The following is a 24447-nucleotide window of genomic DNA, read 5'->3' as shown; positions in this document are numbered from 1 at the left end:
CTAGGGGGCTGCAGCTGGCTCAGTTGCACGTGCTTTTAGGGGCGCGGGGAACTGCGCGAACAGCAACCACAGCTGACCTGCACCCTTCAGCTGACGGATTCCGCCAACGCACGGAACAACAACACCGTCGACGCCGCCCCCGGATCCAGATGACCCACGCTCCGAGCCCCGAGGTACGACGCCCTCCCCTTCCGGGCCTCCATCGCGACGGTCTCCTCCGCCCCGCCCTCGGCCGCGCCCGCAGCGAACAGCGCCGCCCCCTGCAGAGACCCTCCTCCCGCGAGGGCGAACTCGAACCCGGCGACGGCCGGGATCCACGCGTCCAGCATGGTCTTGTCGCCGCCCCGCGCCCCGCCGAGCCCGGCGATCGCATCCCGCGCGGCCGCCAGCGCAGCGCCCACCTGTTTGCCGTCCGCCCCCGGCGCATCCCCCAGCGCCTTGCCCATGGCCCGCAACGCGCTCCCGTACAGCGGACCGGACGCCCCGCCCACGCTGGAGACCAGCGTCCGCCCGACCAGCAGCAGTACCGTCCCCGGGAGTGAAAGCTCCGGTGCCGCCGCCAGCGCAACGCCCACCGCGGTGAACCCGCGCTGCAGACTCACCCCGTGGTCCCCGTCGCCGATGGCCGCGTCCAGCTCGGTCAGCCGGTCGCGCTCGCGAACGACGGCCTGCGCCGTCCCGGCCATCCAGGCGCGGACGGCGTCCGCATCCAGCAGCTCGGCCACCGCCTCACACCCCCCACCGCAGCGCGGGGGTGTTCACCGGAGCGTCCCAGAGCGTCAGCAGCCCCTCGTCCGCCCGGCACAGGGTGATCGACACTCCGGCCATGTCCAGGCTGGTGACGTAGTTGCCGACCAGGCTCCGGGCGATCCGCACACCCCGCGCCGCCAGCACCGCGGCCACCTCGCCGAAGACGATGTACAGCTCCAGCAGCGGCGTCCCGCCCAGGCCGTTGACCAGCGCGATCACCTCCTCGCCGGACTCCAGCGGCTGGTCGTCGAGGATCGCGGCCATCGCGTCGGCGACGATCTGCCTGGCCGGGCGGATCTTCTCCCGGCTGCGGCCGGGTTCGCCGTGGATGCCGACGCCGACCTCGATCTCGTCCTCCGGCAGGTCGAAGCCGGGGCGGCCGGCGGTCGGGGTGGTGCAGGAGGTGAGCGCCACCGCGAAGGAGCGCGAGGCGGCGTTGACGCGCCGTCCGGTCGCGGCGACCTCGTCGAGGCTTCCGCCGAACTCGGCGGCGGCGCCCGCGATCTTCTCCACCAGCAGGGTCGCCCCGGTGCCGCGCCGTCCCGCGGTCCAGGTGGAGTCCTGGACGGCGACATCGTCGTCCACCAGGACCGTCTGCACGGAGATGCCCTCCTCCTCGGCGAACTCGGCCGCCATCCGGAAGTTGAGCACGTCACCGGTGTAGTTCTTCACCACGAAGACGACCCCGGCCCCGCCGTCCACGGCCTTCGCCGCAGCGAGCATCTGGTCCGGCACCGGGGAGGTGAAGATCTCGCCGGGGCAGGCGGCGTCGAGCATCCCCGCGCCCACGAACCCCCCGTGCAGCGGTTCGTGGCCCGATCCGCCGCCGGACACCAGGGCGACCTTGCCGATCTTCGTCTGCGCGGCCCGGGTGATCACCCGGGCCTTGGGATCCACGCTCAGCCCGGGATGCGCGGCAGCGATCCCGGCCAGCGCATCGGTCACGACGTCGTCGGGGGAGTTGATCAGCTTCTTCATGCAGCGGCTCCTCATGGTGGCAGGGCCTAGGGGGTGGCCGGTGGATCAGGGCGACGCCGCCCTGATCCACCGGCCACCCCCTAGCATCAGCGCACATGAACGCAATTGATGGTGGTTCAGGTGGTTCGGTCACGCCGGTCGGCATCGTACTCGTGTCCCACAGCCCTGACCTGGCTTCGGGCCTGCGTGACCTCCTGACCCAGCTGAGCGCCGGCCTGGTCCCGGTCGCCGTCGCGGGCGGCACCGACGACGGCCGGCTGGGCACCAGCTACGCGCTGGTCGCCGGGGCCGTCGCGGAGGCGGACCGGGGCGCCGGTGTGCTGGTCCTCCCGGACCTGGGCAGCTCCGTCCTGACGGCCCGTCTGGTGCTGGAGGACCTCGGCCGGGAGGACGTGGTGCTGGTGGACGCCCCGTTCGTGGAGGGCGCGGTGGCCGCCGCGGTGCTGGCCTCGACGGGTGCGGGCCTGGCGGAACTGGTGGCGACGGCGCAGGACGCCCGGCGGATGCCCAAGTTCTGAGCCGACGGGGAGGACGTCACTTCCCGCGGGTCAGCGACAGCAGTTCCCTGGCCGGACCCGCCGGGCGTGTCCCGGTCGGCCAGACGGCCCGGAGCGGGCGGCTCAGGTCCAGGCCGGTCAGCGGGACGGAGACCAGGCGCCCCCGGGCCACCTCGTCCGCCACCGCGAGCTCGCTGAGGACGGCCGGGCCCGCGCCGTTCACCGCCGCCGCCTTCAGCGCCGTGGTGGAGGCCAGCACCAGCAGCGGCGCCGCCGTCCCCCCGTACGGGGCGAGGGCCCGGTCCAGCACCTCCCGGGTGCCCGATCCCTCCTCGCGCAGCACCAGCGGCGTCGCCGCCAGTTCCGCCCCGTCGACCGGTCGGCGGCGGCGCGCCCAGGGATGGCCGGGGCCGACCACGAGGTGGAGCCGGTCGGCGGCGATCCTGACCTCGTCCAGCCCGGCCGGGGTGCGCAGCCCCTCGACGAAGCCCAGGTCCGCCTCCCCCGCCAGGACCTGCGCCGCGACGTCTGCGGAGTTGGCGGCGCGCAGTTCCACGGCGGTGCCGGGCAGGGCCGTCCGCAGGGCCATCAGCCATCCCGGCATCAGGTACTCGGCGACGGTAAGGCTGGCCGACACCCGCAGCCGGGCGTCCCGGCGCTCGCGCAGCGCGCCGATGCCGGCGTCCAGCGCCTGTGCGGCGGCCAGGACGGGGGCGGCCCACTCGGCGACCAGCGCGCCGGCCTCGGTGGGACGCGAGCCCCGGGGTGACCGTTCCAGCAGCGCGACGCCGATCTGCCGCTCCATCCCGGCGATCCGCGAGGACGCCGCCGGCTGGGTCACCCCCAACTCAGCAGCCGCCCGCCCGAGGCTTCCCAGCCGGATCACGGCAAGCAACAGCTCCATCGCCCCCAGATCAGGAACCCGGTGCGAAAGGTGCGAGTGTGAACCGCTCATGCCTTCAGCGTAGGCCCCACCCATAGAGAGCGCTTATGTGCACATCGGCGGGGGTCGCCGTTTGCGCAGTTCCCCGCGCCCCTGGGGTGTTAGGGGCGCGGGGAACTGCGCGAACGGCAACCCCCGCCGACCCGCACCGTTACCGCTTCGGCCGCCAGACCACCAACGCACTGCTCTGCTGCACCTGCTGATACGGCACCAGATCCCGCCGGTACGACGCATGAACCGCCGCCTCCCGCTGAGAAGCCGCCGCGCCGGCCGAGGCGACCTCGCCCTGGAGCTCGGCGACCCGCGCCCGCAGCGCGGTCACCTGGTTCTCCAGCTCGATGATCCGCTTGATCCCGGCCAGGTTGATCCCTTCCTCCTGGGACAGCCGCTGCACCTCGCGCAACTGCTCGATGTCCCGGGAGGAGTACCGCCGGCCGCGCCCGGCCGTCCGGTCGGGGGAGACCAGGCCGAGCCGGTCGTACTGCCGCAGCGTCTGCGGATGCAACCCGCTGAGCTGCGCGGCGACGGAGATGACGTACACCGGCGTGAGTTCGGTCAGCTGATACGCGCCGCCGCCCCGCGAGGGCGCGCGCCCCCGGCCGGAGCCCGGCACGCCACCGGGCAGGCCGCCGCCCAGCCCCACACCGATCGACTGCTCCCGCCCGGCCGAGCCGGCTCTCTTGCCGTCCATCACCTCACCCCTCCTCTGCCGCCTTGAACAGTGCTGCCCTCGGGTCGTCCGCGGCGGTGGCCTCGCGGTACTTCTCCAGAGCCGACAGGGCCTCGCCGTCGGTCTCCGGGGGAACCGCCACCTCCACCGTCACCAGCAGGTCGCCGCGGGTGCCGTCCTTGCGGACCGCACCCTTTCCGCGCGCCCGCATGGTACGGCCGTTGGCCGTCCCCGCGGGGATCTTCAGGCTCACCGCGGGCCCGCCCAGGGTCGGCACCCGGATCGTCCCGCCCAGCGCCGCCTCGGGGAAGCTCACCGGGACGGTGACGGTCAGGTTGTCGCCCTTGCGGCCGAACACCGGGTGGTCCTGGACGTGCACGGTGACGTACAGGTCGCCCGGCTGGCCGCCGCGCTCGCCCTGGGCGCCCTTGGCCTTCAGCCGGATCCTCTGGTTGTCCGCGACCCCGGCCGGGATCCGCACCTGCATGGTGCGGGCCGAGGTGGCGCGGCCGCTGCCGTGGCAGACCTCGCAGGGGTCGTCGACGATCAGCCCGCGGCCCTTGCAGTCGCGGCACGGGTCGGACAGTGCGAAGCTGCCCTGGCCGCGCTGGACATGGCCGGTGCCGACGCAGGTCGGGCAGACCCGCGGGGTGGTGCCGGCCTTGGCGCCGGTCCCCGCGCAGGTCTTGCAGGCGGCCTGACTGGTCATCCGGAGCGGGACCGTGGTGCCCTCGACCGCCTCCATGAAGCTCAGCGTGACCTCGGACTCGACGTCGGCGCCGCGCCGGGGCTGGGCCGTACGGGTACCGCCGCGGTTGAAGATGCCACCGAAGACGTCACCGAGCCCGCCGCCGCCCCCGGAACCGCCGAAGGTGCCGGACTGGCCGCCCTGGCCGCCGTTGAAGAGGTCGCCGAAGTCGAAGCCGAAGCCGCCGGTCCCGCCGCCGCCGGTACGGAAGCCGCCGTTGGCGAACAGCGCCCGGGCCTCGTCGTACTCCTTGCGCCGCTTGGGGTCCGACAGCACGTCGTTCGCCTCGGAGATCTCCTTGAAGCGCTCCTCGGCGGCGCGGTCGCCCTTGTTGGCGTCGGGGTGGAACTCCCGGGCCAGCTTGCGGTAGGCCTTCTTGATCTCAGCGAGGGTGGCGTCCTTGGGCACGCCGAGGACCTTGTAGTAGTCCTTCTCCACGAAGTCCTTGCTGCTCAACGGAATCGCCTCCTTCCCTCACAGAAGTGTTCTCGGGGATGGTGCCGTGGGACCGCACCCCGGAGCAAGAAGCCCCGGCATACGGTCCCACGGACGCCACCGATTCAGTCCTCGTCGGCACCGTCGCCCTTGGCGCCGGTCGACTCGGCCTCGGTGCTGCCCTCGGACTCGCCCGAGCCGCCCGGCTCGGGCTCCGCCACGGCGACCCGCGCCGGCCGGATGATCCGGTCACCGATCTTGTACCCGGGCTGCAGGATCTGCACGCACGTGGTCTCGGTGACGTCGGACGAGTAACTGTGCATCAGAGCCTCGTGCAGCTGCGGGTCGAAGGGCTCGCCCTGCTTCCCGAACTGCTGCAGCCCGAGCTTGGAGACCACGGTCTCCAGCGACTCGCCCACGGACTTGAAGCCGCCCGTCAACTCCTCGTGCTCGCGCGCCCGGCCGATGTCGTCCAGCACCGGGAGCAGGTTCTCCAGGAGCGCGGCGACGGCGATCTCACGCACCGTCACCCGGTCCCGCTCGACCCGCTTGCGGTAGTTCTGGTACTCGGCCTGGAGCCGCTGCAGGTCCGCGGTGCGCTCGGCGAGCGCCTTGCGGGCCTCGGCCAGCTCCTCAGCTCCCGACGCTCCGGCCGCTCCGGCCTCAGTGGCTCCGTCGTTCCCGGAGCCCTCGGAACCTTCCGCGGCCTTCGCGGCGGAGTCGGCGCCGGGCTCCTTCTCGTCGCCCTGCGTCTTCTCCTCGGTCACTGCGCACCGCCCTCGCGCTTCTCCTCGTCGACGATCTCGGCGTCCACGACGTCGTCATCGGCGGCGGCGGAAGCGTCGTGCGGGGCGTCGGTCGGGCCGCCGGCCGCGGCCGCACCCTCGCCGGCCTGGGCGTAGAGGGCCTGGCCGAGCTTCTGCGAGGTGGCCGAGAGCTTCTCGGTGGCCTCGCGGATCACGGCGCTGTCCTCGCCCTTGAGGGCTTCCTTCAGCTCGGTGACCGCGGCCGCGACCTCGTCCTTGACCTCGCCGGGGACCTTGTCCTCGTTGTCCTTGACGAACTTCTCGGTCGAGTAGACGAGCTGCTCGGCGGTGTTGCGGGTCTCGGCGGCCTCGCGGCGCTTGTGGTCGTCCTCGGCGAACTCCTCGGCCTCGCGCATCATCCGCGCGATGTCCTCCTTGGGCAGGGCCGAGCCGCCGGTGACGGCCATGCGCTGCTCCTTGCCGGTACCGAGGTCCTTGGCGGAGACGTGCATGATGCCGTTGGCGTCGATGTCGAAGGTGACCTCGATCTGCGGGAGCCCGCGGGGGGCCGGCGGCAGGCCGGTCAGCTCGAACATGCCGAGCTTCTTGTTGTACGCCGCGATCTCGCGCTCGCCCTGGTAGACCTGGATCTGCACGGACGGCTGGTTGTCCTCGGCCGTGGTGAAGATCTCGGAGCGCTTGGTCGGGATCGTGGTGTTGCGCTCGATCAGCTTGGTCATGATGCCGCCCTTGGTCTCGATGCCGAGGGACAGCGGGGTGACGTCGAGCAGCAGGACGTCCTTGACCTCGCCCTTGAGCACGCCGGCCTGGAGGGTCGCGCCGATGGCGACGACCTCGTCCGGGTTGACGCCCTTGTTGGGGTCCTTGCCGCCGGTCAGGTCGCGGACCAGCTCGGCGACGGCGGGCATCCGGGTGGAGCCGCCGACCAGGACCACGTGGTCGATCTCGGACAGCTGGATGCCGGCGTCCTTGATGACGTTGTGGAACGGGGTCTTGCAGCGGTCCAGCAGGTCCGAGGTCAGCTGCTGGAACTGGGAGCGCGAGAGCTTCTCGTCCAGGTGCAGCGGGCCCTCGGCGGAGGCGGTGATGTAGGGCAGGTTGATCGTGGTCTCGGTCGAGGACGAGAGCTCGATCTTGGCCTTCTCGGCAGCCTCACGCAGACGCTGCAGGGCCATCTTGTCCTTGGACAGGTCGACGCCGTGGCCGTTCTGGAACTGCTTGACCAGGTAGTCCATGACCCGCTGGTCCCAGTCGTCACCACCGAGGTGGTTGTCGCCGTTGGTGGCCTTGACCTCGACGACGCCGTCGCCGATCTCCAGCAGCGACACGTCGAAGGTGCCACCGCCGAGGTCGAACACCAGGATCGTCTGGTCGTCCTTGTCCAGGCCGTAGGCCAGGGCGGCGGCGGTCGGCTCGTTGACGATGCGCAGGACGTTGAGGCCCGCGATCTCACCGGCCTCCTTGGTCGCCTGCCGCTCCGAGTCGTTGAAGTAGGCCGGGACGGTGATGACCGCGTCCGCGACCTTCTCGCCCAGGTACGCCTCGGCGTCACGCTTGAGCTTCTGCAGGATGAAGGCGGACATCTGCTGCGGCGTGAAGTCCTTGCCGTCGATGTTCACCTTCCAGTCGGTGCCCATGTGACGCTTCACGGACCTGATGGTCCGGTCGACGTTGGTCACCGCCTGGCGCTTGGCCACCTCGCCTACGAGGACCTCGCCGTTCTTGGCGAAGGCGACGACGGACGGTGTGGTCCGGGCGCCCTCGGCGTTGGTGATGACGGTGGGCTCACCGCCTTCGAGGACGCTGACGACAGAGTTCGTCGTTCCGAGGTCGATTCCGACCGCACGAGCCATCGTGGAACCCTCCAGAGGGGAAGTTGAGCTGAACAGGCTCAAGCATGCCTTGCGGATCTCTCCGCGTCAACAGAGCTGAGTGTGAAGGGCTCAACTTTATATAGCCCATACACCGAATGGGTCCATGTGACCGGCGGCATATGAACGGGAACTCCCCGTGCGGGGTAAGGTCCCGCTGATCGGAACCCGTCGGTTCCCAGCTAAGTTACCGACCGGTACACTCGGGACTGACCGTCCCACGCACCCTCACGCCAGCCCTAGGAGACGGAGCGATGCAGCTCGCCGCGATCGTGATCTCACTGGTCACGACACTGGTCGGTACCGCGCTGGCCGCGCGAGCCGCCCTGTTCATCTACACCTTCGTCAAGCTCGGCGCCGAGGTGCCGGCCGGGATGCGCACCGGCAACCCGGCACAGCGGGTGAAGACGGTGGCCAAGGAGTTCTTCGGTCACACTCGGATGACCACCTGGGGCGTCGTCGGGGTGGCGCACTGGTTCGTGGCCACCGGCTTCTTCTGCCTCATCCTCACCCTGGTGACCGCGTTCGGCCAGATCTTCAAGGCCGACTTCGCATTGCCGGTCATCGGGAACTGGTGGCCGTACGAGCTGTTCGAGGAGGTCGTCGGGCTGTTCACCACGCTCGGCATCCTCACCCTAATCGTGATCCGGCTGCTGTCGCTGCCGGGCCGGGCCGGGCGCAAGAGCCGCTTCGCCGGGTCGATCGCCTGGCAGGCGTTCTTCGTCGAGTACGTGATCCTCGGCATCGGCCTCTGCATCCTGATGCTGCGCGGGCTGGAGGGCGCGCTCGGCGGCGTCGGCCACTACGAGGCGGCGTACGCGGTCAGCTACCCGATCGTGCTGGCGTTCAAGGGGCTGAGCGCGTCCACGCTGCAGAACCTGATCTACCTCTTCGCGATGCTGAAGATCACGATCTCCTTCACCTGGGCGATCACCATCGGCCTCAACCCCTCGATGGGCGTGGCCTGGCACCGCTTCCTGGCCTTCTTCAACATCTACTTCAAGCGCGAGGAGAGCGGCGAGGTCGCCCTCGGCGAGCTGCTGCCGATGACCTCCAGCGGCACCCCGATCGACTTCGAGGACCCGGCCGACGACGCCGTCTTCGGCGTCTCCCAGGTCGAGCAGTTCTCCTGGAAGGGCCTGCTGGACTTCTCCACCTGCACCGAGTGCGGCCGCTGCCAGTCGCAGTGCCCGGCCTGGAACACCGGCAAGCCGCTGTCGCCCAAACTGCTGATCATGAACCTGCGGGAGCACGCCTACGCCAAGGCCCCCTACCTGCTGGCCGGCGGCGGCAAGGACGCCGAGGGCAACGAGACCGCCACCGCCGAGCAGCTGGCGAACGTCCCGGCGGCGGCGCTGGCCGAGGCCGAGCGCCCGCTGATCGGCACCGCGGAAGAGAACGGCGTCATCGACCCCGATGTGCTGTGGTCCTGCACCACCTGCGGCGCCTGCGTCGAGCAGTGCCCGGTGGACATCGAGCACATCGACCACATCGTCGACATGCGCCGCTACCAGGTGATGATCGAGAGCTCCTTCCCGACCGAGGCCGGGACCATGCTCAAGAATCTGGAGAACAAGGGCAACCCGTGGGGCATGGCCACCAAGGCCCGCCTGGACTGGGTGAAGGAGCTGAAGAAGGAGACCGGCATCGAGGTCCCTGTCATCGGCGAGGACATCGACCCGGCCGAGGTCGAGTACCTGTACTGGGTCGGCTGCGCCGGCGCCCTGGAGGACCGGGCCAAGAAGACCACCAAGGCCTTCGCCGAGCTGCTGCACACCGCGGGCGTGAAGTTCGCGATCCTCGGCAAGGAGGAGTCCTGCACCGGCGACTCGGCCCGCCGGCTGGGCAACGAGTTCCTGTTCCAGATGCTCGGCGCGCAGAACGTCGAGACCCTGAACACGGTGCTGGAGGACGCCCCGGTCAAGCGCATCGTGGCCACCTGCCCGCACTGCTTCAACACCATCGCCAATGAGTACCCGCAGCTGGGCGGCCACTTCGAGGTCATCCACCACACCCAGCTGCTGCAGCACCTGATCGACGAGGGCAAGCTGGTCCCGGTCAACCCGGTCGAGGGCCTGATCACCTATCACGACCCCTGCTACCTGGGCCGCCACAACAAGGTCTACACCCCGCCCCGCGAGATCATCGCGGCCGTCCCCGGCCTGCGCAACGAGGAGATGCACCGTCACAAGGAGCGCGGCTTCTGCTGCGGCGCCGGCGGCGCGCGGATGTGGATGGAGGAGCGGATCGGCAAGCGCATCAACACCGAGCGGGTCGACGAGGCGCTGTCGCTCAACCCCGACATCATCTCCACCGCCTGCCCGTTCTGCCTGGTGATGCTGTCCGACAGCGCCAACGGCAAGAAGAGCGAGGGCGCGGCCAAGGAGACCCTGCGGGTGGTGGACGTGGCCCAGCTGCTGCTGGACTCGGTCAAGGCGCTCCCGGAGGCCCCTGCGGCCACCGCGGACGACCAGGAACCTGTGCCGTCCGCGTGACCCGCCGGGTGTGACGGTGTCACAACTGCGCTGCAAGCGGCCGCTGTCGATCACTCCGATGGGGACAGCGGCCGTTGTGCGGGTACCGTCCATACGTGCGCAGCAACAGATTCAGCTTCGGCAGGGGCGGCGGCCGGCAGATGCCGGTGGCACCGCCCCCCACTCCTGAGCCGGACGGTTACCCGGGCGGTTATGACGACCAGCCGGGGCACGCCAGGGCGTTCGGCGTCCAGGTCCCGGACGAGCTGGCGGTGGAGCCTTCGTACAACGGCGTTGGCTCCGCGACCGCGACAGCAGGCAATGGCGGCGGCGGCACCACGCATGTCACCACCTACCGGGCCGGCACCGCGCATCCGCAGGTCAGTGCGGCGCGGCTGGCCTGGCGCCCGCTGCTGGCCGGGATCTTCCAGCATCCGCATCGCACCTTCGCGCAGATGCGCGGACACCAGGTGTGGGCGGTGGCGGCGATCGTCTCGGCTGTCTACGGTGCGCTCGCGGTCTTCGGTTTCGGGTCCACCCGGGACTCGGTGCTGAACTCGACCTTCTCGCTGGCGCTGACCTATGTGCTGTCCAGCGCCGTGGGCATGGTCATCGCGGGCCTGATGTTCGGCGGCGTCACCCATGTACTGGGCCGCCGGCTGGGCGGGGACGGCGCCTGGGCGCCAACCATCGGCTTCGCCATGATCATCTCCTGTCTCACCGACGCGCCCAGGCTGCTGTTCTCGCTGTTCCTGGCGTCGAACAACGGCTTCGTCCAGCTGCTCGGCTGGGCGACCTGGCTGTACTGCGCGTGGCTGCTTACTGCGATGGTGCGGCAGCTGCACGACCTGCCGTGGGGGAAGGCGGCTGGGGCGGCGTCGATCCAGCTGATCCTGCTGCTGGTCGTGATCAAGCTGCCGATACTGGGCTGACCGGGATCAGGCAGGATGGGGTGCGTACGCCCCAGTTCCAGGTTTCTGTTCCAGGTGTCCAGTAACAGGTGTCTCAGGAGATCCGCGATGCCCCACCCCACCACATCCACCCAGGTGAGCTTTCCGGCCGGGGCCGTCGAAGGCCGCTCGACCGTCCTCGCCGTCGAGCCGCTGCCCGCCGGCGGCTACGCGGTGGTCACCGCGGAGACCCCGTTCCACCCGCTGGACCACAGCTGGCCCGACCAGCCGGCCGACACCGGCACCCTCGGCGGCGTCGCCGTACGCGACTGCGTGACCGGCGCGGTCGGCCCCGAGGGCGCCCTGCTGCTGGGCACGGACATCCCGGTGCGGCGCGGCGAGGAGGGCTGGGCCTGGCTGGTCGTCCACATCACCGAGGAGCCGCTGGCCGTCGGCGCCGAGGTCGAGCTGCGGGTCGACGCCGAGCGCCGGGCCGCGCTCAGCGCCGCGCACACCGGCTGCCACCTGCTGGCGTTGGCCCTCAACGAGGCGCTCGCCCCGCGCTGGCGCAAGGACCCGGGCCGCGCGGACGCCCTGGGCCACCCCGACTTCGACAGCCTGGCGATGGACACCTCACGGATGGACGTCGAGGCCAGCACCGACACCTACCGCATCGGCAAGTCCTTGCGGAAGAAGGGCTTCACCGCCGACGACCTCGCCGTCGAGCTGCCCGCGCTCACCGACGCCGTCAACGCCCGGCTGGCCGCCTGGGTCGCCGCCGACGCCCCGGTCCGCGTCGAGGCCCCGGGCCCCGAACTCACCGCCCGCCGCCGCTGGGCCTGCGACCTGCCCGAGGGCAACGCCTCGATCTTCTGCGGCGGCACCCATCTGCACCACCTCGGCGAGCTGGCCGCGCTCAGCACCGAGCTGCGCCTGAGCGAGGACGGCAGCGAGCTGGTCGCCGTCACCACACCCAAGCGCCGCTGAGGCCTGGTCCTGATCCTGATCCTGGGCTACTCGATCAGATCTTCGACTGGTGGAAATTGAGGTACGAGCGTGACGGCGTCGGCCCGCGCTGCCCCTGGTAGCGCGAGCCGTACTTCTCCGACCCGTACGGGTGCTCGGCGGGGGAGCTGAGCCGGAACAGGCACAGCTGGCCGATCTTCATCCCGGGGAAGAGCTTGATCGGCAGCGTGGCGACATTGGAGAGCTCCAGCGTCACATGACCGCTGAAGCCGGGGTCGATGAAGCCGGCGGTGGAGTGGGTGAGCAGCCCGAGCCGTCCGAGCGAGCTCTTGCCCTCCAGGCGCGAGGCGACATCGTCGGGCAGCGTGATCACCTCGTACGTCGAGGCCAGCACGAACTCGCCGGGGTGCAGGATGAAGGGATCGTCGCCCTCCGGCTCCACCAGCCTGGTGAGGTCCGGCTGTTCGACCGAGGGGTCGATGTGCGGGTACTTGTGGTTCTCGAACACCCGGAAGAACCGGTCGAGCCGTACGTCGATACTGGACGGCTGGATCATGGCCGGGTCGTACGGGTCGATGACCACGCGACCGGACTCGATCTCGGTTCGGATGTCCTTGTCTGAGAGCAGCACGCCACGAGGTTACGTGCACGGACGGGCCCCCGCCCAATCCGGCAGGGGCCCGCTTGACGTATCGCGCTCGTTCAGGCCGCCCTCTCGGGCGGCTCAGGCCAGGAACTCGGCGGCCTCCCGCCGCAGGGCCTGCTGGATCTGCTCACCCGTGAGGGTGCCGAGATCGGCCGGTACGGAGCTGCGCAGCCGGGCGCAGAGGGGACAGCGGATGAGCCGGCCCGGGCCGAGTCTCCTGGGCCCGAGATTCTGCATCGGGAATGTGGCGGTGCTGAACAGGTGCCCCTCGGCACAACGGACGACTGTGCGCTCCATTGTTTCCTTTCCCCATCGGACGACATGCCGTGCCCAACCGCGCGGGCGGTGGCCGACCAGGCCCAACTCGCTCTGCCGCACGGGCGGTCCGGGTGTTCGACCGACTGCGTCGCCCGGGGACGGCGTTGTCACATTAGGGGATGTTCCGGACATCCAGCCCTATGGCACGCCGACCGGATCCCACCTCGATACTCACCCCGGAATCCGCCGCCACAGTACGCCGCAGCGCCCCTCCCCCACCACCCGCCGCAACCACCCCTCGACGGATCCCTACGCCGCCCACGCGGTCGGTGCGTCCGACCGGGGCCATGGGGTAGAGTGAACGCGTCGGCCACAGCTGACGGCTGATCACGCGGGTGTAGTTTAATGGTAGAACATGAGCTTCCCAAGCTCAGAGCGCGAGTTCGATTCTCGTCACCCGCTCCACACAAACCCCCAGGCCAGCGGCCCGGGGGTTCTTTCATGTACGACGCCGGGGTGCCTTCCCGTGGCAGGGCGGAGGTCAGGTCTCGGTGTCCAGCAGTCTGGCTGCTGCGCGTGGATCCATGATGTTGGACCAGGCTTGCTCGGCGGGGAGCAGGTCTCGCTCGGGGAGGGCGTATTCCGGGTACCAGCCGTCGGTGTCGCAGCCGGGGATGTTGCCGAGGACGACGGTGGCGAGGTTGGCGGGCACGGAGCCTGTGATGCGCACGGCGGCGTAGGTCTCGTGTCCGTTGTCGGCCCGGACTTGGAGGCCGAGGGTGAAGGTGTCGAAGTCCGCGGCGTGCTCGCGGCCGTCGCGCAGGGTGGCTCTGGTGAGTTCCTGGATCGTTGCACGTAGCCGTCGGGCAAAGCGGACACCGGCTTCGGCACGGTAGCGAATGTGGTCGGCGCGCGTCGGCAGCAGATGCGCGCTGGATGTGGAGGTTCTCAACCCGTCGGTGTGCGTGGCGTTGTAGCGGGCGCGCATCGCCTTGGCTTGAGCTTCCAGAGCGGCGTAGAAGTCGTCGCTGGAACCGTCTTCCCGTCGGCCCGCTGCGACCAGCCAGGGCAGGTCGGCGTCGATCCAGACTGCTCCGCGCCAGCGCTGCACCTTGACCTTGAACAGCACCGTGTCATCGATCGACCGGATCCGTTCGTGCTTGGTCTCCGCTTCGGCGAACTGCTCCGCGGCCTTGCCGAGAAGCGGATGTGCCAGTTCGTCCAGCGGCATGGTCACAGCTGGCAGGGTCAGTTCCAGATCCTCGGCAAGACAGCGCAGCGTGGGGCGGGCAGGGTGGTGCATTGTGTTCCCCCGGTTACTCGTCGATCCCGCCGACGGCATCGATCTCTTCCGCAGTCAGCCCGGTCAGCAGCATCACGTCCGCCTTCAGGGAGCCGTCTAGCACCTGCAACGCCTCGGCCATGCCGGCCCTGAGGTCTTCGCGCCGCTGCTCCAGGTAGGCCCGTACAGCATCAGCGACAAGGTCCTTCTTGGTCAGACCCAGGAAGTGCGCGCCCTGGCTGATCAGCTTGTCGGTTTCCGGGTCCACCTTCAGCGGAGACTGCCGCGGCGTCTTCGGTGTAGCTGTCGTCATCCCTACCACCTCCACGTGGAATGGTACCTAAGTACCTCAAGGTGCGCCATGCTCTACTCGCTCCAGTCAGATCCTCGTCACCTGGTCGAGCTGGAGCGCGAGGTCGATGAGGTCGCCAGGATGCAGCACCGGGCCGTCGGATCCAGGGAGCGGAACGTGAATTAGCCCAGACCAGTCACGGGGAATTGCCTTGACGCGATGGCAGATCCGTCCGGTCAGCCGGGCTCCGAGCATGGTTGCGCCCTTGTCGGGTTCGGCGCCGAACCCCTGGCCACAGACCTACAGGAAGATGCCCGCCGCACGGCCAAGCTGCGCGAGCTGGATGAGCTGGGTGACCATCCCGTCCCGCCGGTCCTCGTCAGCAACCTCACCGCCCTTCAGGTAGCGGGGAGTTGGTAGGCCAGGACGTAAGCGTCTGCTGACATCAGCGTGTCGCAGACCTCCACCGGGCGACCCTCGGTGTCATAGGCCGTTCGGATCAGGTGGATCACGGGCACGCCAGCGGCAAGGCGCAGTGTCTTCGCTTCTTCGGGGGAGGGCATGCGGGCCCGGATTTCCTCGTCGAAGTGGTCCAGGCGGTGGCCGAGTTCTTCGAGGCGGGCGTAGATCCCCCCGGGGCCCGGGTTGGGCTCGGCGATGGGCGTGTTCCGCGCCACGTCGAGCGGGAGGTAGGAGACTGCGAACTCCACCGGCCGTCCGTCGAGCAGGTAGCGCCGACGACGCGCCAGGACCTTGCGGGCACCGCCCAGGCGAGTGGCGATGTCCTGCGAGGGCTTCTCCTCCCGTACCACTAGGCCGTCGACCTCCGGACGGCTTCCCACGGCTTCGGCCTCCACGGTGAAGGCTGCCTTGCCCTGCTCGCGGTGTCGGCGGGCGAAGCGGTCGGAGGCGAGCCGCCGGACCGGGGGACGCGGACGCACGAACACGCCCTTCCCGTGCTCGGAGACGACCAGCCCCTCTCCCTGAAGGATGGAGATCGCGTTGCGGATGGTCATCCGCGATGCGCCATAGTGCTCGATCAGTTCGGTTTCCGAGGGGAGCTTGTCACCCTCGGCGAAGCGTCCCTTGTCGATGGCTTCGCGGAGCTGGTCTGCGATCTGCCGGAACACGGCGCGGTCGCTGGTCGAGTCCAGCGCGCCGAGCAGGCCGGAGGAGAGAGGCGGCATGTTTGCTCCTGTAGGTATCTAGACGAGCAGCTGAGTTTTGTTGCTACGGTGGGAGAGCCTAGCTATTCGAGGGGACCGAGGAACGTGAACGCTGATCGCCCGCACTCCGTGAGTGTCGCCGGGGTCATCGTCGACGACCGGGGCCGCGCGCTCCTGGTCCAGCGACGGGACAACGGCCACTGGGAGCCGCCGGGCGGAGTGCTGGAATCCGGCGAGACGATCCCCGACGCCCTTCAGCGCGAGGTGCTCGAAGAGACCGGCATCAAGATCGCGCTCCCGGCAACCCTCACCGGCGTGTACAAGAACATGACCCGCTTGATCATTGCGATGGTCTTCCGTTGCGAAGCCATCGACGGTGATCTGACCATTGGCGACGAGACCCGGGCACTGCGCTGGGCCACCCGTGACGAGGTCGCCGACCTTGTCGATGAGGCATACGCGATCCGTGTCCTGGATGCCCTGGACGCAGTATCGCCGCCCGCAGTCCGGGCGCACGACGGCGTCAAACTCATCTAGCCCGAACCCACTACCCATGGTGGCCTACCAGCATAAAGGAACTTGTATGGACGAGTATATGAGTTGTCTGCGGGTCTGGGGGCTCAGTTGCCCAGGATTTCCGGAGGAAATCGGCCGGGCCCGCCGCTGGGTACGCGAGATCCTGGGCGAACAGCCCTGTGCCGACGACGCCGTACTGATCGTCAGCGAGCTGGGCACCAACGCCCTCCGCCACACCGCCAGCGGGGAGCCCAGCGGCACCTTTCACGTGGTCCTCGCCCTGTCGAAGCATGCACTTGCCATCTCGGTGACCGACGACGGGAAGTCCGACACCAGCCCGGAGGTCAAGCATCCCGGCCCCGAGGCGACACAGGGCCGAGGGCTGGACATGGTCTCCCTCCTGGCAACGCACCTCGACGTCCGCCCAAGTTCGCATGGCCAGACCGTCACAGCGGAGCTGGTCATGCCGCGATCCGCCCCGGGGAGCCTCCCGTGCTCCTGACGCTGGACCGACTCCACTGGTTACGCGAATCGCCTCTCAGTACCGGCTATTGGTGCGAGGCACTCGCCTACTCGCTCCACGACAGCCGAAAGCTTCTGGCTCGGCTCGACCAGCACGCCGACTCCCCGCCTGGCCCTGCGCTGGCTCCGCCACCGAACACAGCACGTCCTGGACCAGCTCGACGCCGCAGCCACCCGGCCGGCGCACGAATGGCTCCGCGACAGCGCCGAACACGAGCAGGCGCTATTCGCCTTGGCCCGGGGCGAGATGTACACCCTGTCGATCTCCGAGGACACCACCCGCTACATCCTGTCGGCCCGCCCCACCAGGAGTACCCAGTGAACTCAACCGACGCACTGCCCCTCCACCCTGGCTACTGGTGCGAGTGTTGGACGCAAAGCCCAGCCACCGGAGGGCGCCCCGCCGTTGTCGCCGGGTTCCCGTTCAGAGCGGCCACCGCGAGTGAGGCCATCCGCTGGATCCGTGGAGTGGTTAGGACGGTAGCCCTATCGCTTGACCCCGATGTAGTCGAAGGCGCATTGAGCTGGATCCGCTCGGGCTACATCGACGACATCGAAGCCCTGAACCGCAACCAGCCGTGTGCCGTAGACATCAGCTATGCAGATACCCGCATCAGATGGACAGTGCAGCCCGCAATCTTCCTGCCGATGGTGAACCTGGTGAGGGCATAGATTCGCCAGCTTGGTGACCGTGCTCCAGGTGCGGTGACTTCCGACCTCAGAGTTCCGTCCCATGGGATCATCAGCCCGAGACACTGATGTCGAAGGATAACGATGAAGACACCGCGGATACGCCTTGGCAACGATAACGCGTGGGTGGAGCTGGTTCAGACCGGCGAGGGCAATCAGACTGGCGAGGAGAACTGGCGGGTCACTGCCGATTGGTGCTCCTGGATGACGGCCGACTTCCCCGCGCACCTCAGCGTCGAAGAGGCCACTGACTTCGCCGCCCGGATGCTGTCCCACCTACGTCAACCATCGGGCCTGCGCTTCTCGGCAGCCGTTACCTCCGGCCGTAACAACCCACTGACGCTGACCGCCGAGCCCGTCGAGGACGGTTATGCCTTCTTCGTGTATCTGACGCCCCAGGGCGACGACAACGTGTGTCACTTGCAGTTGGAAATCAATCCGATCGACACTACTGAACTTCTCAACATGTTCGATGCGTTGCAGGCTTCATTGATGGTCACCTCGTAGATCTGCAGTCCAAGCCGTGACTTTGAGGGAGTGTCAGCTGCGGCTGTGGGCGTACAGTCGAAGGTGCTCAGCGATGTACGAGCGAACGTACCCAGCAGGTCATGCCGACTCGAACTTGACCATTGCGTCGCCTGCGGCTGCGGCGGCGGTGAAGAAGCTCCTCAGCTCGTTTAGGTCCACCGCCAGCTCCTCGGCCCACCCCGGGCTCCATGGCGTGGAGAAGCCCAGGGACTCGACCTCTCGCGCCAGCGCAGCGTCCAAGCCTCTGATCAGGTCGTCGACCGTGACGTGGTTCAAGAAGTCCGAGGCATCCCGCACGTCGTTGGGGCGCAGCACCCACAGTTCCGTTCCCAGCCATCCGTATTCGGGGTCCTCCTTGCCCTCCGCCCGTTGTTCGCCCCCGAAGACCGGCAGTTGAGCAACGCAGCCTGGGACCGCCTCGCCCGCGGTCAGCGCGAAGTGCATCAGGTAGCCATTGCGTTCGACGCCCATGACCATACCGGCTTCATGAAGGCGCTTGAACTCCGCATCGAACCAGTGCGGCACCAGCGCGCCCAGCTCTTTCGGTGAGAGTTCATCCAGAGCTCTGCCCGGCACACGTCGCCAGAAGAAGTCCACACTCATCCCGACACTCCTCCAATGCTGCTGGCCCGGCTCCCCTTGGTGCCGTGTGCGCGACAGAGTAAGTGATCCCTCCGACACTCGGGCGATTGGTCAGACATCAAGCTGAGAACGTTCACCTGTACCTGATTGAGCACTTCAACGAGTACGCGGAGGCACGTTGAGGCACGGGCACGTGAGTAACAACCTTCTCTACGGGTTCAAGGCACCCGGGTCGCTCACGCTCCCCGGGCGCGCCGCTCGCCCCGCTCGCGCCCGCGCTCCTGTCTTCGCCCCGCGCCGGCGCGGCGTGGCGGCAGCGCGCCCGCAAGAGATAGGCCCAAGGGCATGAAGAGCGAGACCCTGAGCCGGACCAATCTCGCACCAGGCAGTAACGCCACGAACGATGCCTCCGGCGGGGGCGCTCCGGCTCCGGGATGCCACGCTCCAGCCGGCGGGCACCGGTCGTTGATGGCTGATCGAGGGAGCTGCCATCCCGCCTGCCGTCGCCCCAGGCAAAGCCGAGCAGCCTTGCCCCCTGGTGTCCAGGTCGTACGTCCAGCAGGGCGCTCCACCTGGACACCAGGGGGCAAGGCTGCTCCACCGAGGTGTGGGACGACGGCAGACGGGACGGCAGCAAAGACCATTGTGGTTCCTGCGGGGCACTACGAATCCGACCTTCAGCAGCCACGTGGGAAATGCGAAAGCAACCTAGGCCGCGACAAGCTGATTGTCGATTTGATGCTGGACTAGAATTGCCGAGACGTCGAAATGGTCCGCAATGCGTTCGACTTCCTCAAGGGAAGTCGACCAGGCATCATGCTCCAAGAGCTGTGCAATTCCAGCCGCTGGCGCCAAAAGCTCAGCGGCGAACGCGCGTTCGATCTTCTGCTTTTCCGTGTAGGCGTTGGTCACCAAGAAAGCAGTATCCGAGGTTGCCGCCGAGTGCCAAAGTGCTCTCCCCAAGAGGAACTTAGAGGATCGACTGTTGGCATGATGAGAACCCAAAACCAGCGAAACGGCCTGATCTCTACCAATTCCCAGGGCCTGGACCTGCAACTCTGGCGAAGCCAAGCTGCCAACGGTTACATATTCGTTGATAGCAAATCTCTCGCCGCTGGGGACTTGAGCAGCCTGACGTGCAATCTTGGCCTGACTCCAGCCGGTCTCCCAAGGACGGCTGGAATATTCAATCTTCGATCCATCAAGCGCCGAGTGGATCGCCTCAAGAGCGGAATTAGAAGGCGTTCGCATCGCTTCTGCCTTGGCGCTAGCCTTCGCAATCCATTTCTGCGCCGCCCGAAGCTTGGCTGGGGCAACAGCATCAACAAAGTCACCGAATAGAGAATCCGGGACCAGTTCAGCTGCACTGAGGATTTCTTCCTCGAATTCATGTGCCGTAGAATACGGGTCCAACCCAAGGCGTGCCGCTGTCCGGCAGTACTCAGCCTCATCGCTGTCGGTTCCAGACACCTCCTGCCACTCCTTGTGCAGGGCAGTGTTGCTGATACCGTTTTCGTCGAGCCTCGCGATTACAGCCTCAACGAAGCGAGCAAGTTCATCGCGCAGGACCGACGTGGCAACTAGTACATCACCGCGGCCGATGTAGCGGAGTCTCCACCCCGCGATCGGCGAGGAGAACGGACGCCACGAGATGGTTGTCTGCGATCCAGCCGGAATAATTGCCAAGTCAGGCCAGGAAAATCCATCCCCGATACTGCGGAAATTATTACGCATATGCTCTGGACTTGAAAGGCGTACATTGTCCATCAGGGCAGACGAAGACAGTCTAGAATTATAGAGAAGCGTCCACCAGTTGAAGGCTACCCATTCAGCCAGCGGATAAAGAGGAACATAGATCGAACGCCTGGAACTTCCAGAATCGAGATCCTCAACGAGGGTGACTACCTCACCACCAGCACGGATCTCAAGTCGAGCCCACGTGCAACGATGCTCAGGCAATTTTACCCCGAGAGCAGATTCCCACTCCCATGTCATGCCGAGCGTATCTGTAGCACTCATTTGAGCCCTTCTGGATGTTCGCAAATCGCCAAGGGGTAGCCTTTGTAGTGCCCCTGCTCTCTATTTACAAGCCGACCTTCATAGACTATACTACCACGCTTAATCCAGACGTAACGCGGGAAGTCGCCTTCGTAGTATTCGCCGATATTTCCGAGAGCCATTCCTTGGCGAAGCCAAGAAGTAATCTCATCTGCATCCGTGAGTTTTGGATCGCACTTCGAGGCATCCGCGCGAAGCTTTGGCTGCCCAGCAAAGGATGGGTAGGTCTTATGTTCGGAACTACCGACGTAGCGCGTACGGTCAGCCAAGGTTTCCAGCTCCTTGAGCCCGTCTTCCGTGTCGGGTCTCTTGAGGACTCGTGGAAGAGGGCGCCGTCGTTGAGCCGCGCGCATACGCATAGCTTGAGTATGCCCACCTCGCGCTCCCTTGGCAGCCCGTCGGGCAGGTCGAGTCTCAATCGGACTCAAGAACCCGAACACAGCCCCCGGCAGAGCAGCTCGTGCCACACGCATGCCATGTGGGGCGGGAAACTGCGGGGAGTGGGGGAGCACACAGGTGAGATCAGCGCATCGCAGCAGGTCAGTAGACTGCCATGCCAGCCGGGATCTGGGCTCGGACTCTTCCAAACTGGTGCACTCACTGGAGGGACTCCGGCTTCGCTGCATGGCTTGCAAGGGTCAAGATCCGGACCAGTCGCGGACCAATAGAACGGCCTGTAGGGCCCGCTCCGTTTGGGCTGGTGCTAGCCACTGGACAGCGCCATGCGCAAGCGCCCCCTCAAGGTTCTGATGGGGGCGCCTTGGCACAGCAGACAACTAGAAGCGGCGCCGGAAGAGCAAGAGGCCAGCGAAGCTCAGCGGCAACATCACAGACGCGATCAAGCAGATCGCCCCGCACTGCCACGGGATGGTCTCGTGAAGCACGGCAAGGGCCCCAGCCATGAGCCGAGGATCGTAGGCCGCTGCAGCAAGGCCGGCGCCAACAACGACCACGTCCAGAAGATGGCCCGACTCGCGAGCAGGCACCGAAATGGTGCCCCCAGGGCCGTCCGGGGACGTGAAGATCTTGACGTACGCAGCGCTGCTGGGCTCCGAGGTCTCGAACGACTCGGACGAGTTAGCGTTGGTCACTTGGGCTCCCAATAAGGAGAGCCCCCGCGCCTAGGGCCCGGATGCCCTAGATACTCCGGGAGCTTGGTTCCTCATGCGCCGCCTCCTTGGCTGGAGTAGTCCGCCCGACCCGAATGCCGGAGCGCCAGTGACGTACATGCTGCCACAGTGCTGCATACATGCACAAATGCGGTGCGTATCTGATGCACATCGGGTGTGAATGTACCCGGCGTTGGGTCATACTGTGTTACGAGGCGTGGCGATGGCCACGAGTACAGTGGGGGCAGCCGAAGGGTGATCTTGATGGATGGGGCAGCGAAGCAGGACCGCGCTGTTGGCAGCGAGCGTTACTCGGTGACACTCGTGCCGCCAGCCGCGCTGGCTATTGCAGAGCTGATGACCGCCACGGGGCTTAGCAAGGCCGATGTGATCAACCGCGCGGTTCAGGTGTACGGCTTCTTGGAGGCCCAACGTGCCGAAGGGCGGGAGATTCTCCTGCGGGATTCCGATGGTGCAGTCGAGCGGGTGCACATTGTTTGACAGTCCGAGGGATGCGGAGGCGCAAGCCTCGTGCCCCCTGCGTGCCCCAATCGGCGGAGATGAGCGGTTAACCACGGTGATACTGAGGCCTGTTCGACCAGCAGATCGACCGTCCCGAGTGGGCCGAATGGGCAGCTCGGGGTCGGTTTTTCATGGTGATGTGGGCATTGCTTCCCAAGCTCAGAGCGCGAGTTCGATTCTCGTCACCCGCTCCATGCAGAACCCCCTGGCCAGCGGCCCGGGGGTTCTTTGTTGCCTAGACCAATTCCAGGAGACGCACCACTACCGCAGCGGTCAGTCGAGGTCGTTGGGGGATACCTGCGGTCTCAGCAGGTACCGTGCGCTCCCCGGTGTCTGCGCTGCCGTGGATTGCTGGGATGCGGCATGCTGGAGGCATGAGTAGGTACGCGGAGGCCAAGCGCTATGCGTTGCCGACGTCTCTCGCTGAGCTGAGCGGGCCGACGGTCGGTACGGTCATCCTGCCTCGGCACATCGACTGGGGCCCGCACTACGAGTACGACCTCTCCGATGCGGCGGACGTGGTGCTGATGTACGAGCGGGTCATCCGCGAATCGCAGACGGCGGCGGACCTTCATACCTATCTGAACGCGAGCGTCCTTCGGCGGGTGTGGCCCGACCTGTTCCTGCCGCTGCGGGCCCGGGACCTCTGGCAAACCTCGTTTCCGCAGCTCTCCGCGGCGCGGGCGGCAGCGGCGTAGTGGAAGATTTTCATCATCGGCTTATCCGCGTTGGCCTGGAGGCCCTCGCCCAGGACTACGGATACGCGCTGGCGGGCGGTTACGCCGTCCAGGTCCATCAGATCGTCAATCGGATCAGTGACGATGTCGATCTTTTCGCCCCGATCGAACGGGCGGAACGAGAGATGCCGGCGGCTGCTGCACGAGTCACCGCCGCGTATGAGGCTGCCGGGTTCTTGGTCGAGGTTGCGCAGCAGGTCACGACCTACACCCGGCTGAATGTCACCGATCCGGCTACGGGTGCGCAGAGCAAGGTCGAACTCGTCGCGGAGTTCTTGCATCATCCTCCTGTGCAGTCCGACCTGGGCCCGGTACTCCACCGGGACGATGTCGCGGCCGGGAAGACCAGCGCACTCTTCGGTAGGGCCGAGGTTCGCGATGCCATCGACATCAACGGTCTGCTGGACAGCGGATACACCACCGAGCGTCTGATGGAACTCGCTGCCGCGAACGAGGCGGGGTTCGATCGACCGATGTTCGCTGACGCACTTGCCCGCGTCCGGCGGGTACACCGACAGGCAGTTCGCGGCCTACGGTCTTGACGACCGCGAGGCGGCAGCCATCCGTCAGCGATTCGCGGACTGGAAGAGTCGGCTGGACAAGCTGGAGAGCAGCCCGGATGTCGAGTAGGAGCGCAGAGCAGCTCCGGTAGGTCATCGGCGTGAGTCATCGGGCTTGTCGTGCGCTACTGGCGAACCGTTAGCAGGCATGCGCAGCAGTCAAGTTCGGGCGCATAGCTGACGTCTCGCCATCCACGGCGTGAGGGGACGATCTTACCGCTTCATGGCCCTGTACTGTTTGAGGAGCGCGGTGATGCTCTCTGGGCTTGCCTTGGCGTTAAGCGCAGTTACGAGGTCGTCGGGACAGAGCTCGTAGAGGTCCCCCCACCACCGACGCCCCTTGTTGTCCCAGATCCGGTAGCCGCAGCGGACGCCCCTGGCGACGTAGCGTCGTCGGCTCATGCCACGGTCCTGGGTCTCGAAGATCATCTGCCAATGACCTTCTCTTCCGTAGACCCGCTGCGACCAGCCAGGGAAGATCGGCGTCGATCCAGTGCACGGTGGGGCGGGCAGGGTGCATTTGTGTTCCCCCGGTTACTCGTCGATCCCGCCGAGGGAATCGATCTCTTCCGCAGTCAGCCCAGTTAGCAGCATCACGTCGGACTTGAGAGAGCCGTCGAGCACCTGCAACACCTCGGCCATGCCGATGCGTAGGTCTTCGCGCCGCTGCTCCAGGTAGACCCGGACGGCATCGGCTACAAGGTCCTTCTTCGTCAAGCCCAGGAAATGTGCGCCCTGACTGATCAGCTTGTCGGTTTCCGGGTCTACCTTCAACGGTGCCTGCCGCGGTGTCTTCGGTGAAGCCGTCGTCATCCGTACCATCTCCATGACGGATAGTACCTAAGTACCTCAGGCGAGTCCGGCTCGGCCAACAGCGACGCCATAGAAGCTGCGTTGCGCTGATCTGGGTAAAGGCCGCTAGAAACCAGGAGCTCCCCACCCTTAGAGCGCGAGTGCGATTCTTGTCACCCGCTCCACACAAACCGCCAG

General features: G+C 67.2%; 27 protein-coding genes, 1 tRNA gene and 1 pseudogene. 11 read left to right on the top strand and 18 right to left on the bottom strand.

Annotated features, from left to right (window positions below):
- Positions 1 to 86 precede the first annotated feature (86 nt).
- Complete coding sequence (gene dhaL / locus ABH941_RS18240; protein ID WP_370130399.1) at positions 87 to 725, bottom strand: dihydroxyacetone kinase subunit DhaL; 639 nt, start codon at positions 723 to 725, stop codon at positions 87 to 89.
- A 4-nt stretch (positions 726 to 729) separates the two neighbouring features.
- Positions 730 to 1728 (bottom strand): dihydroxyacetone kinase subunit DhaK, encoded by a 999-nt coding sequence (dhaK, locus tag ABH941_RS18235; protein WP_370130398.1) that lies wholly within the window; start codon positions 1726 to 1728, stop codon positions 730 to 732.
- Positions 1729 to 1823: 95 nt separating this feature from the next.
- Between dhaK and dhaM the strand changes: the two genes are divergently transcribed.
- The gene (gene dhaM / locus ABH941_RS18230) at positions 1824 to 2246 is read left to right on the top strand and encodes a dihydroxyacetone kinase phosphoryl donor subunit DhaM (protein ID WP_370130397.1); all 423 of its coding nucleotides are present in this window, start codon (positions 1824 to 1826) and stop codon (positions 2244 to 2246) included.
- A 16-nt stretch (positions 2247 to 2262) separates the two neighbouring features.
- On the opposite strand, the gene ABH941_RS18225 is transcribed toward dhaM, so the two are convergent.
- The 5 genes from ABH941_RS18225 to dnaK all read right to left on the bottom strand — a co-directional run bounded on the left by ABH941_RS18225 (position 2263) and on the right by dnaK (position 7641).
- On the bottom strand, positions 2263 to 3180 hold the full coding sequence (locus ABH941_RS18225) for a LysR family transcriptional regulator (protein ID WP_370130396.1): 918 nt from the start codon (positions 3178 to 3180) through the stop codon (positions 2263 to 2265).
- 139 nt (positions 3181 to 3319) lie between these two features.
- Complete coding sequence (locus tag ABH941_RS18220) at positions 3320 to 3859, bottom strand: heat shock protein transcriptional repressor HspR (RefSeq protein ID WP_370130395.1); 540 nt, start codon at positions 3857 to 3859, stop codon at positions 3320 to 3322.
- 4 nt (positions 3860 to 3863) lie between these two features.
- Positions 3864 to 5042 carry a molecular chaperone DnaJ gene (dnaJ, locus tag ABH941_RS18215; protein ID WP_134002437.1) on the bottom strand — a complete coding sequence of 393 codons (1179 nt, stop codon included), beginning with the start codon at positions 5040 to 5042 and terminating at the stop codon, positions 3864 to 3866.
- A gap of 104 nt (positions 5043 to 5146) precedes the next feature.
- Positions 5147 to 5788, bottom strand: coding sequence for a nucleotide exchange factor GrpE (grpE, locus tag ABH941_RS18210; RefSeq protein ID WP_370130394.1), 642 nt, complete (start codon positions 5786 to 5788; stop codon positions 5147 to 5149).
- Positions 5785 to 7641: a molecular chaperone DnaK gene (dnaK, locus tag ABH941_RS18205; protein ID WP_370130393.1), complete on the bottom strand. Its 1857-nt coding sequence runs from the start codon at positions 7639 to 7641 to the stop codon at positions 5785 to 5787. The genes grpE and dnaK overlap by 4 nt, the downstream gene beginning before the upstream one ends.
- 272 nt (positions 7642 to 7913) lie before the next feature.
- Between dnaK and ABH941_RS18200 the strand changes: the two genes are divergently transcribed.
- The 3 genes from ABH941_RS18200 to ABH941_RS18190 all read left to right on the top strand — a co-directional run bounded on the left by ABH941_RS18200 (position 7914) and on the right by ABH941_RS18190 (position 12010).
- Positions 7914 to 10154 carry a heterodisulfide reductase-related iron-sulfur binding cluster gene (locus ABH941_RS18200; RefSeq protein ID WP_370130392.1) on the top strand — a complete coding sequence of 747 codons (2241 nt, stop codon included), beginning with the start codon at positions 7914 to 7916 and terminating at the stop codon, positions 10152 to 10154.
- Positions 10155 to 10249: 95 nt separating this feature from the next.
- Complete coding sequence (locus ABH941_RS18195) at positions 10250 to 11065, top strand: Yip1 family protein (protein WP_370130390.1); 816 nt, start codon at positions 10250 to 10252, stop codon at positions 11063 to 11065.
- A gap of 87 nt (positions 11066 to 11152) precedes the next feature.
- Complete coding sequence (locus tag ABH941_RS18190) at positions 11153 to 12010, top strand: metal-dependent hydrolase (RefSeq protein WP_370130389.1); 858 nt, start codon at positions 11153 to 11155, stop codon at positions 12008 to 12010.
- Positions 12011 to 12044: 34 nt separating this feature from the next.
- Here the strand turns inward: ABH941_RS18190 and dcd are convergent, their stop codons facing one another.
- Positions 12045 to 12620 (bottom strand): dCTP deaminase, encoded by a 576-nt coding sequence (dcd, locus tag ABH941_RS18185; RefSeq protein ID WP_370130388.1) that lies wholly within the window; start codon positions 12618 to 12620, stop codon positions 12045 to 12047.
- 93 nt (positions 12621 to 12713) lie between these two features.
- On the bottom strand, positions 12714 to 12932 hold the full coding sequence (locus tag ABH941_RS18180; protein ID WP_134002425.1) for a hypothetical protein: 219 nt from the start codon (positions 12930 to 12932) through the stop codon (positions 12714 to 12716).
- Positions 12933 to 13284: 352 nt separating this feature from the next.
- Between ABH941_RS18180 and ABH941_RS18175 the strand changes: the two genes are divergently transcribed.
- Positions 13285 to 13358: transfer RNA gene (locus ABH941_RS18175), tRNA-Gly, on the top strand.
- Positions 13359 to 13434: 76 nt separating this feature from the next.
- Here ABH941_RS18175 and ABH941_RS18170 read toward each other — a convergent pair.
- The 4 genes and pseudogenes from ABH941_RS18170 to ABH941_RS18155 form a co-directional block, all read right to left on the bottom strand.
- A complete protein-coding gene (locus ABH941_RS18170) occupies positions 13435 to 14124 on the bottom strand; it encodes a hypothetical protein (RefSeq protein WP_370130550.1) in 690 nt (229 codons plus the stop codon).
- An 85-nt stretch (positions 14125 to 14209) separates the two neighbouring features.
- A complete protein-coding gene (locus ABH941_RS18165) occupies positions 14210 to 14488 on the bottom strand; it encodes a hypothetical protein (RefSeq protein WP_370130386.1) in 279 nt (92 codons plus the stop codon).
- Between the two features lie 192 nt (positions 14489 to 14680).
- A pseudogene (locus ABH941_RS18160) lies at positions 14681 to 14848 on the bottom strand (conjugal transfer protein TraS); the annotation flags it as partial.
- Positions 14849 to 14865: 17 nt separating this feature from the next.
- A complete protein-coding gene (locus tag ABH941_RS18155; protein WP_370130384.1) occupies positions 14866 to 15654 on the bottom strand; it encodes a GntR family transcriptional regulator in 789 nt (262 codons plus the stop codon).
- Positions 15655 to 15762: 108 nt separating this feature from the next.
- Here ABH941_RS18155 and ABH941_RS18150 point away from each other — a divergent pair, with 108 nt between their 5' ends.
- The 3 genes from ABH941_RS18150 to ABH941_RS18140 all read left to right on the top strand — a co-directional run bounded on the left by ABH941_RS18150 (position 15763) and on the right by ABH941_RS18140 (position 17868).
- Positions 15763 to 16170 carry an NUDIX hydrolase gene (locus ABH941_RS18150; protein ID WP_370130548.1) on the top strand — a complete coding sequence of 136 codons (408 nt, stop codon included), beginning with the start codon at positions 15763 to 15765 and terminating at the stop codon, positions 16168 to 16170.
- Positions 16171 to 16216: 46 nt separating this feature from the next.
- Positions 16217 to 16651 (top strand): ATP-binding protein, encoded by a 435-nt coding sequence (locus ABH941_RS18145; RefSeq protein WP_370130383.1) that lies wholly within the window; start codon positions 16217 to 16219, stop codon positions 16649 to 16651.
- A 794-nt stretch (positions 16652 to 17445) separates the two neighbouring features.
- Positions 17446 to 17868: a hypothetical protein gene (locus ABH941_RS18140; RefSeq protein ID WP_370130382.1), complete on the top strand. Its 423-nt coding sequence runs from the start codon at positions 17446 to 17448 to the stop codon at positions 17866 to 17868.
- Positions 17869 to 17967: 99 nt separating this feature from the next.
- Here the strand turns inward: ABH941_RS18140 and ABH941_RS18135 are convergent, their stop codons facing one another.
- The 3 genes from ABH941_RS18135 to ABH941_RS18125 form a co-directional block, all read right to left on the bottom strand.
- On the bottom strand, positions 17968 to 18492 hold the full coding sequence (locus ABH941_RS18135) for a DUF1877 family protein (RefSeq protein ID WP_370130381.1): 525 nt from the start codon (positions 18490 to 18492) through the stop codon (positions 17968 to 17970).
- Between the two features lie 687 nt (positions 18493 to 19179).
- A complete protein-coding gene (locus ABH941_RS18130; protein ID WP_370130380.1) occupies positions 19180 to 20490 on the bottom strand; it encodes an ImmA/IrrE family metallo-endopeptidase in 1311 nt (436 codons plus the stop codon).
- Positions 20487 to 20798 (bottom strand): hypothetical protein, encoded by a 312-nt coding sequence (locus ABH941_RS18125; protein ID WP_370130379.1) that lies wholly within the window; start codon positions 20796 to 20798, stop codon positions 20487 to 20489. The genes ABH941_RS18130 and ABH941_RS18125 overlap by 4 nt, the downstream gene beginning before the upstream one ends.
- Positions 20799 to 21902: 1104 nt before the next feature.
- Here ABH941_RS18125 and ABH941_RS18120 point away from each other — a divergent pair.
- The 3 genes from ABH941_RS18120 to ABH941_RS18110 all read left to right on the top strand — a co-directional run bounded on the left by ABH941_RS18120 (position 21903) and on the right by ABH941_RS18110 (position 23439).
- Positions 21903 to 22139 carry a hypothetical protein gene (locus ABH941_RS18120; RefSeq protein WP_370130547.1) on the top strand — a complete coding sequence of 79 codons (237 nt, stop codon included), beginning with the start codon at positions 21903 to 21905 and terminating at the stop codon, positions 22137 to 22139.
- A gap of 395 nt (positions 22140 to 22534) precedes the next feature.
- A complete protein-coding gene (locus tag ABH941_RS18115; protein WP_370130377.1) occupies positions 22535 to 22858 on the top strand; it encodes a hypothetical protein in 324 nt (107 codons plus the stop codon).
- On the top strand, positions 22858 to 23439 hold the full coding sequence (locus ABH941_RS18110; RefSeq protein WP_370130375.1) for a nucleotidyl transferase AbiEii/AbiGii toxin family protein: 582 nt from the start codon (positions 22858 to 22860) through the stop codon (positions 23437 to 23439). Before ABH941_RS18115 ends, ABH941_RS18110 begins: the two co-directional genes overlap by 1 nt.
- Positions 23440 to 23670: 231 nt before the next feature.
- On the opposite strand, the gene ABH941_RS18105 is transcribed toward ABH941_RS18110, so the two are convergent.
- Both ABH941_RS18105 and ABH941_RS18100 read right to left on the bottom strand, forming a co-directional pair.
- Positions 23671 to 23859, bottom strand: coding sequence for a hypothetical protein (locus tag ABH941_RS18105; protein WP_370130546.1), 189 nt, complete (start codon positions 23857 to 23859; stop codon positions 23671 to 23673).
- Positions 23860 to 23991: 132 nt separating this feature from the next.
- On the bottom strand, positions 23992 to 24270 hold the full coding sequence (locus ABH941_RS18100; protein ID WP_370130373.1) for a hypothetical protein: 279 nt from the start codon (positions 24268 to 24270) through the stop codon (positions 23992 to 23994).
- Positions 24271 to 24447 lie beyond the last annotated feature (177 nt).

This window comes from Streptacidiphilus sp. EB103A (assembly GCF_041261405.1).
Taxonomy (GTDB): Bacteria; Actinomycetota; Actinomycetes; order Streptomycetales; family Streptomycetaceae; genus Streptacidiphilus.
This window is presented reverse-complemented; position numbering and strand designations above follow the sequence as displayed.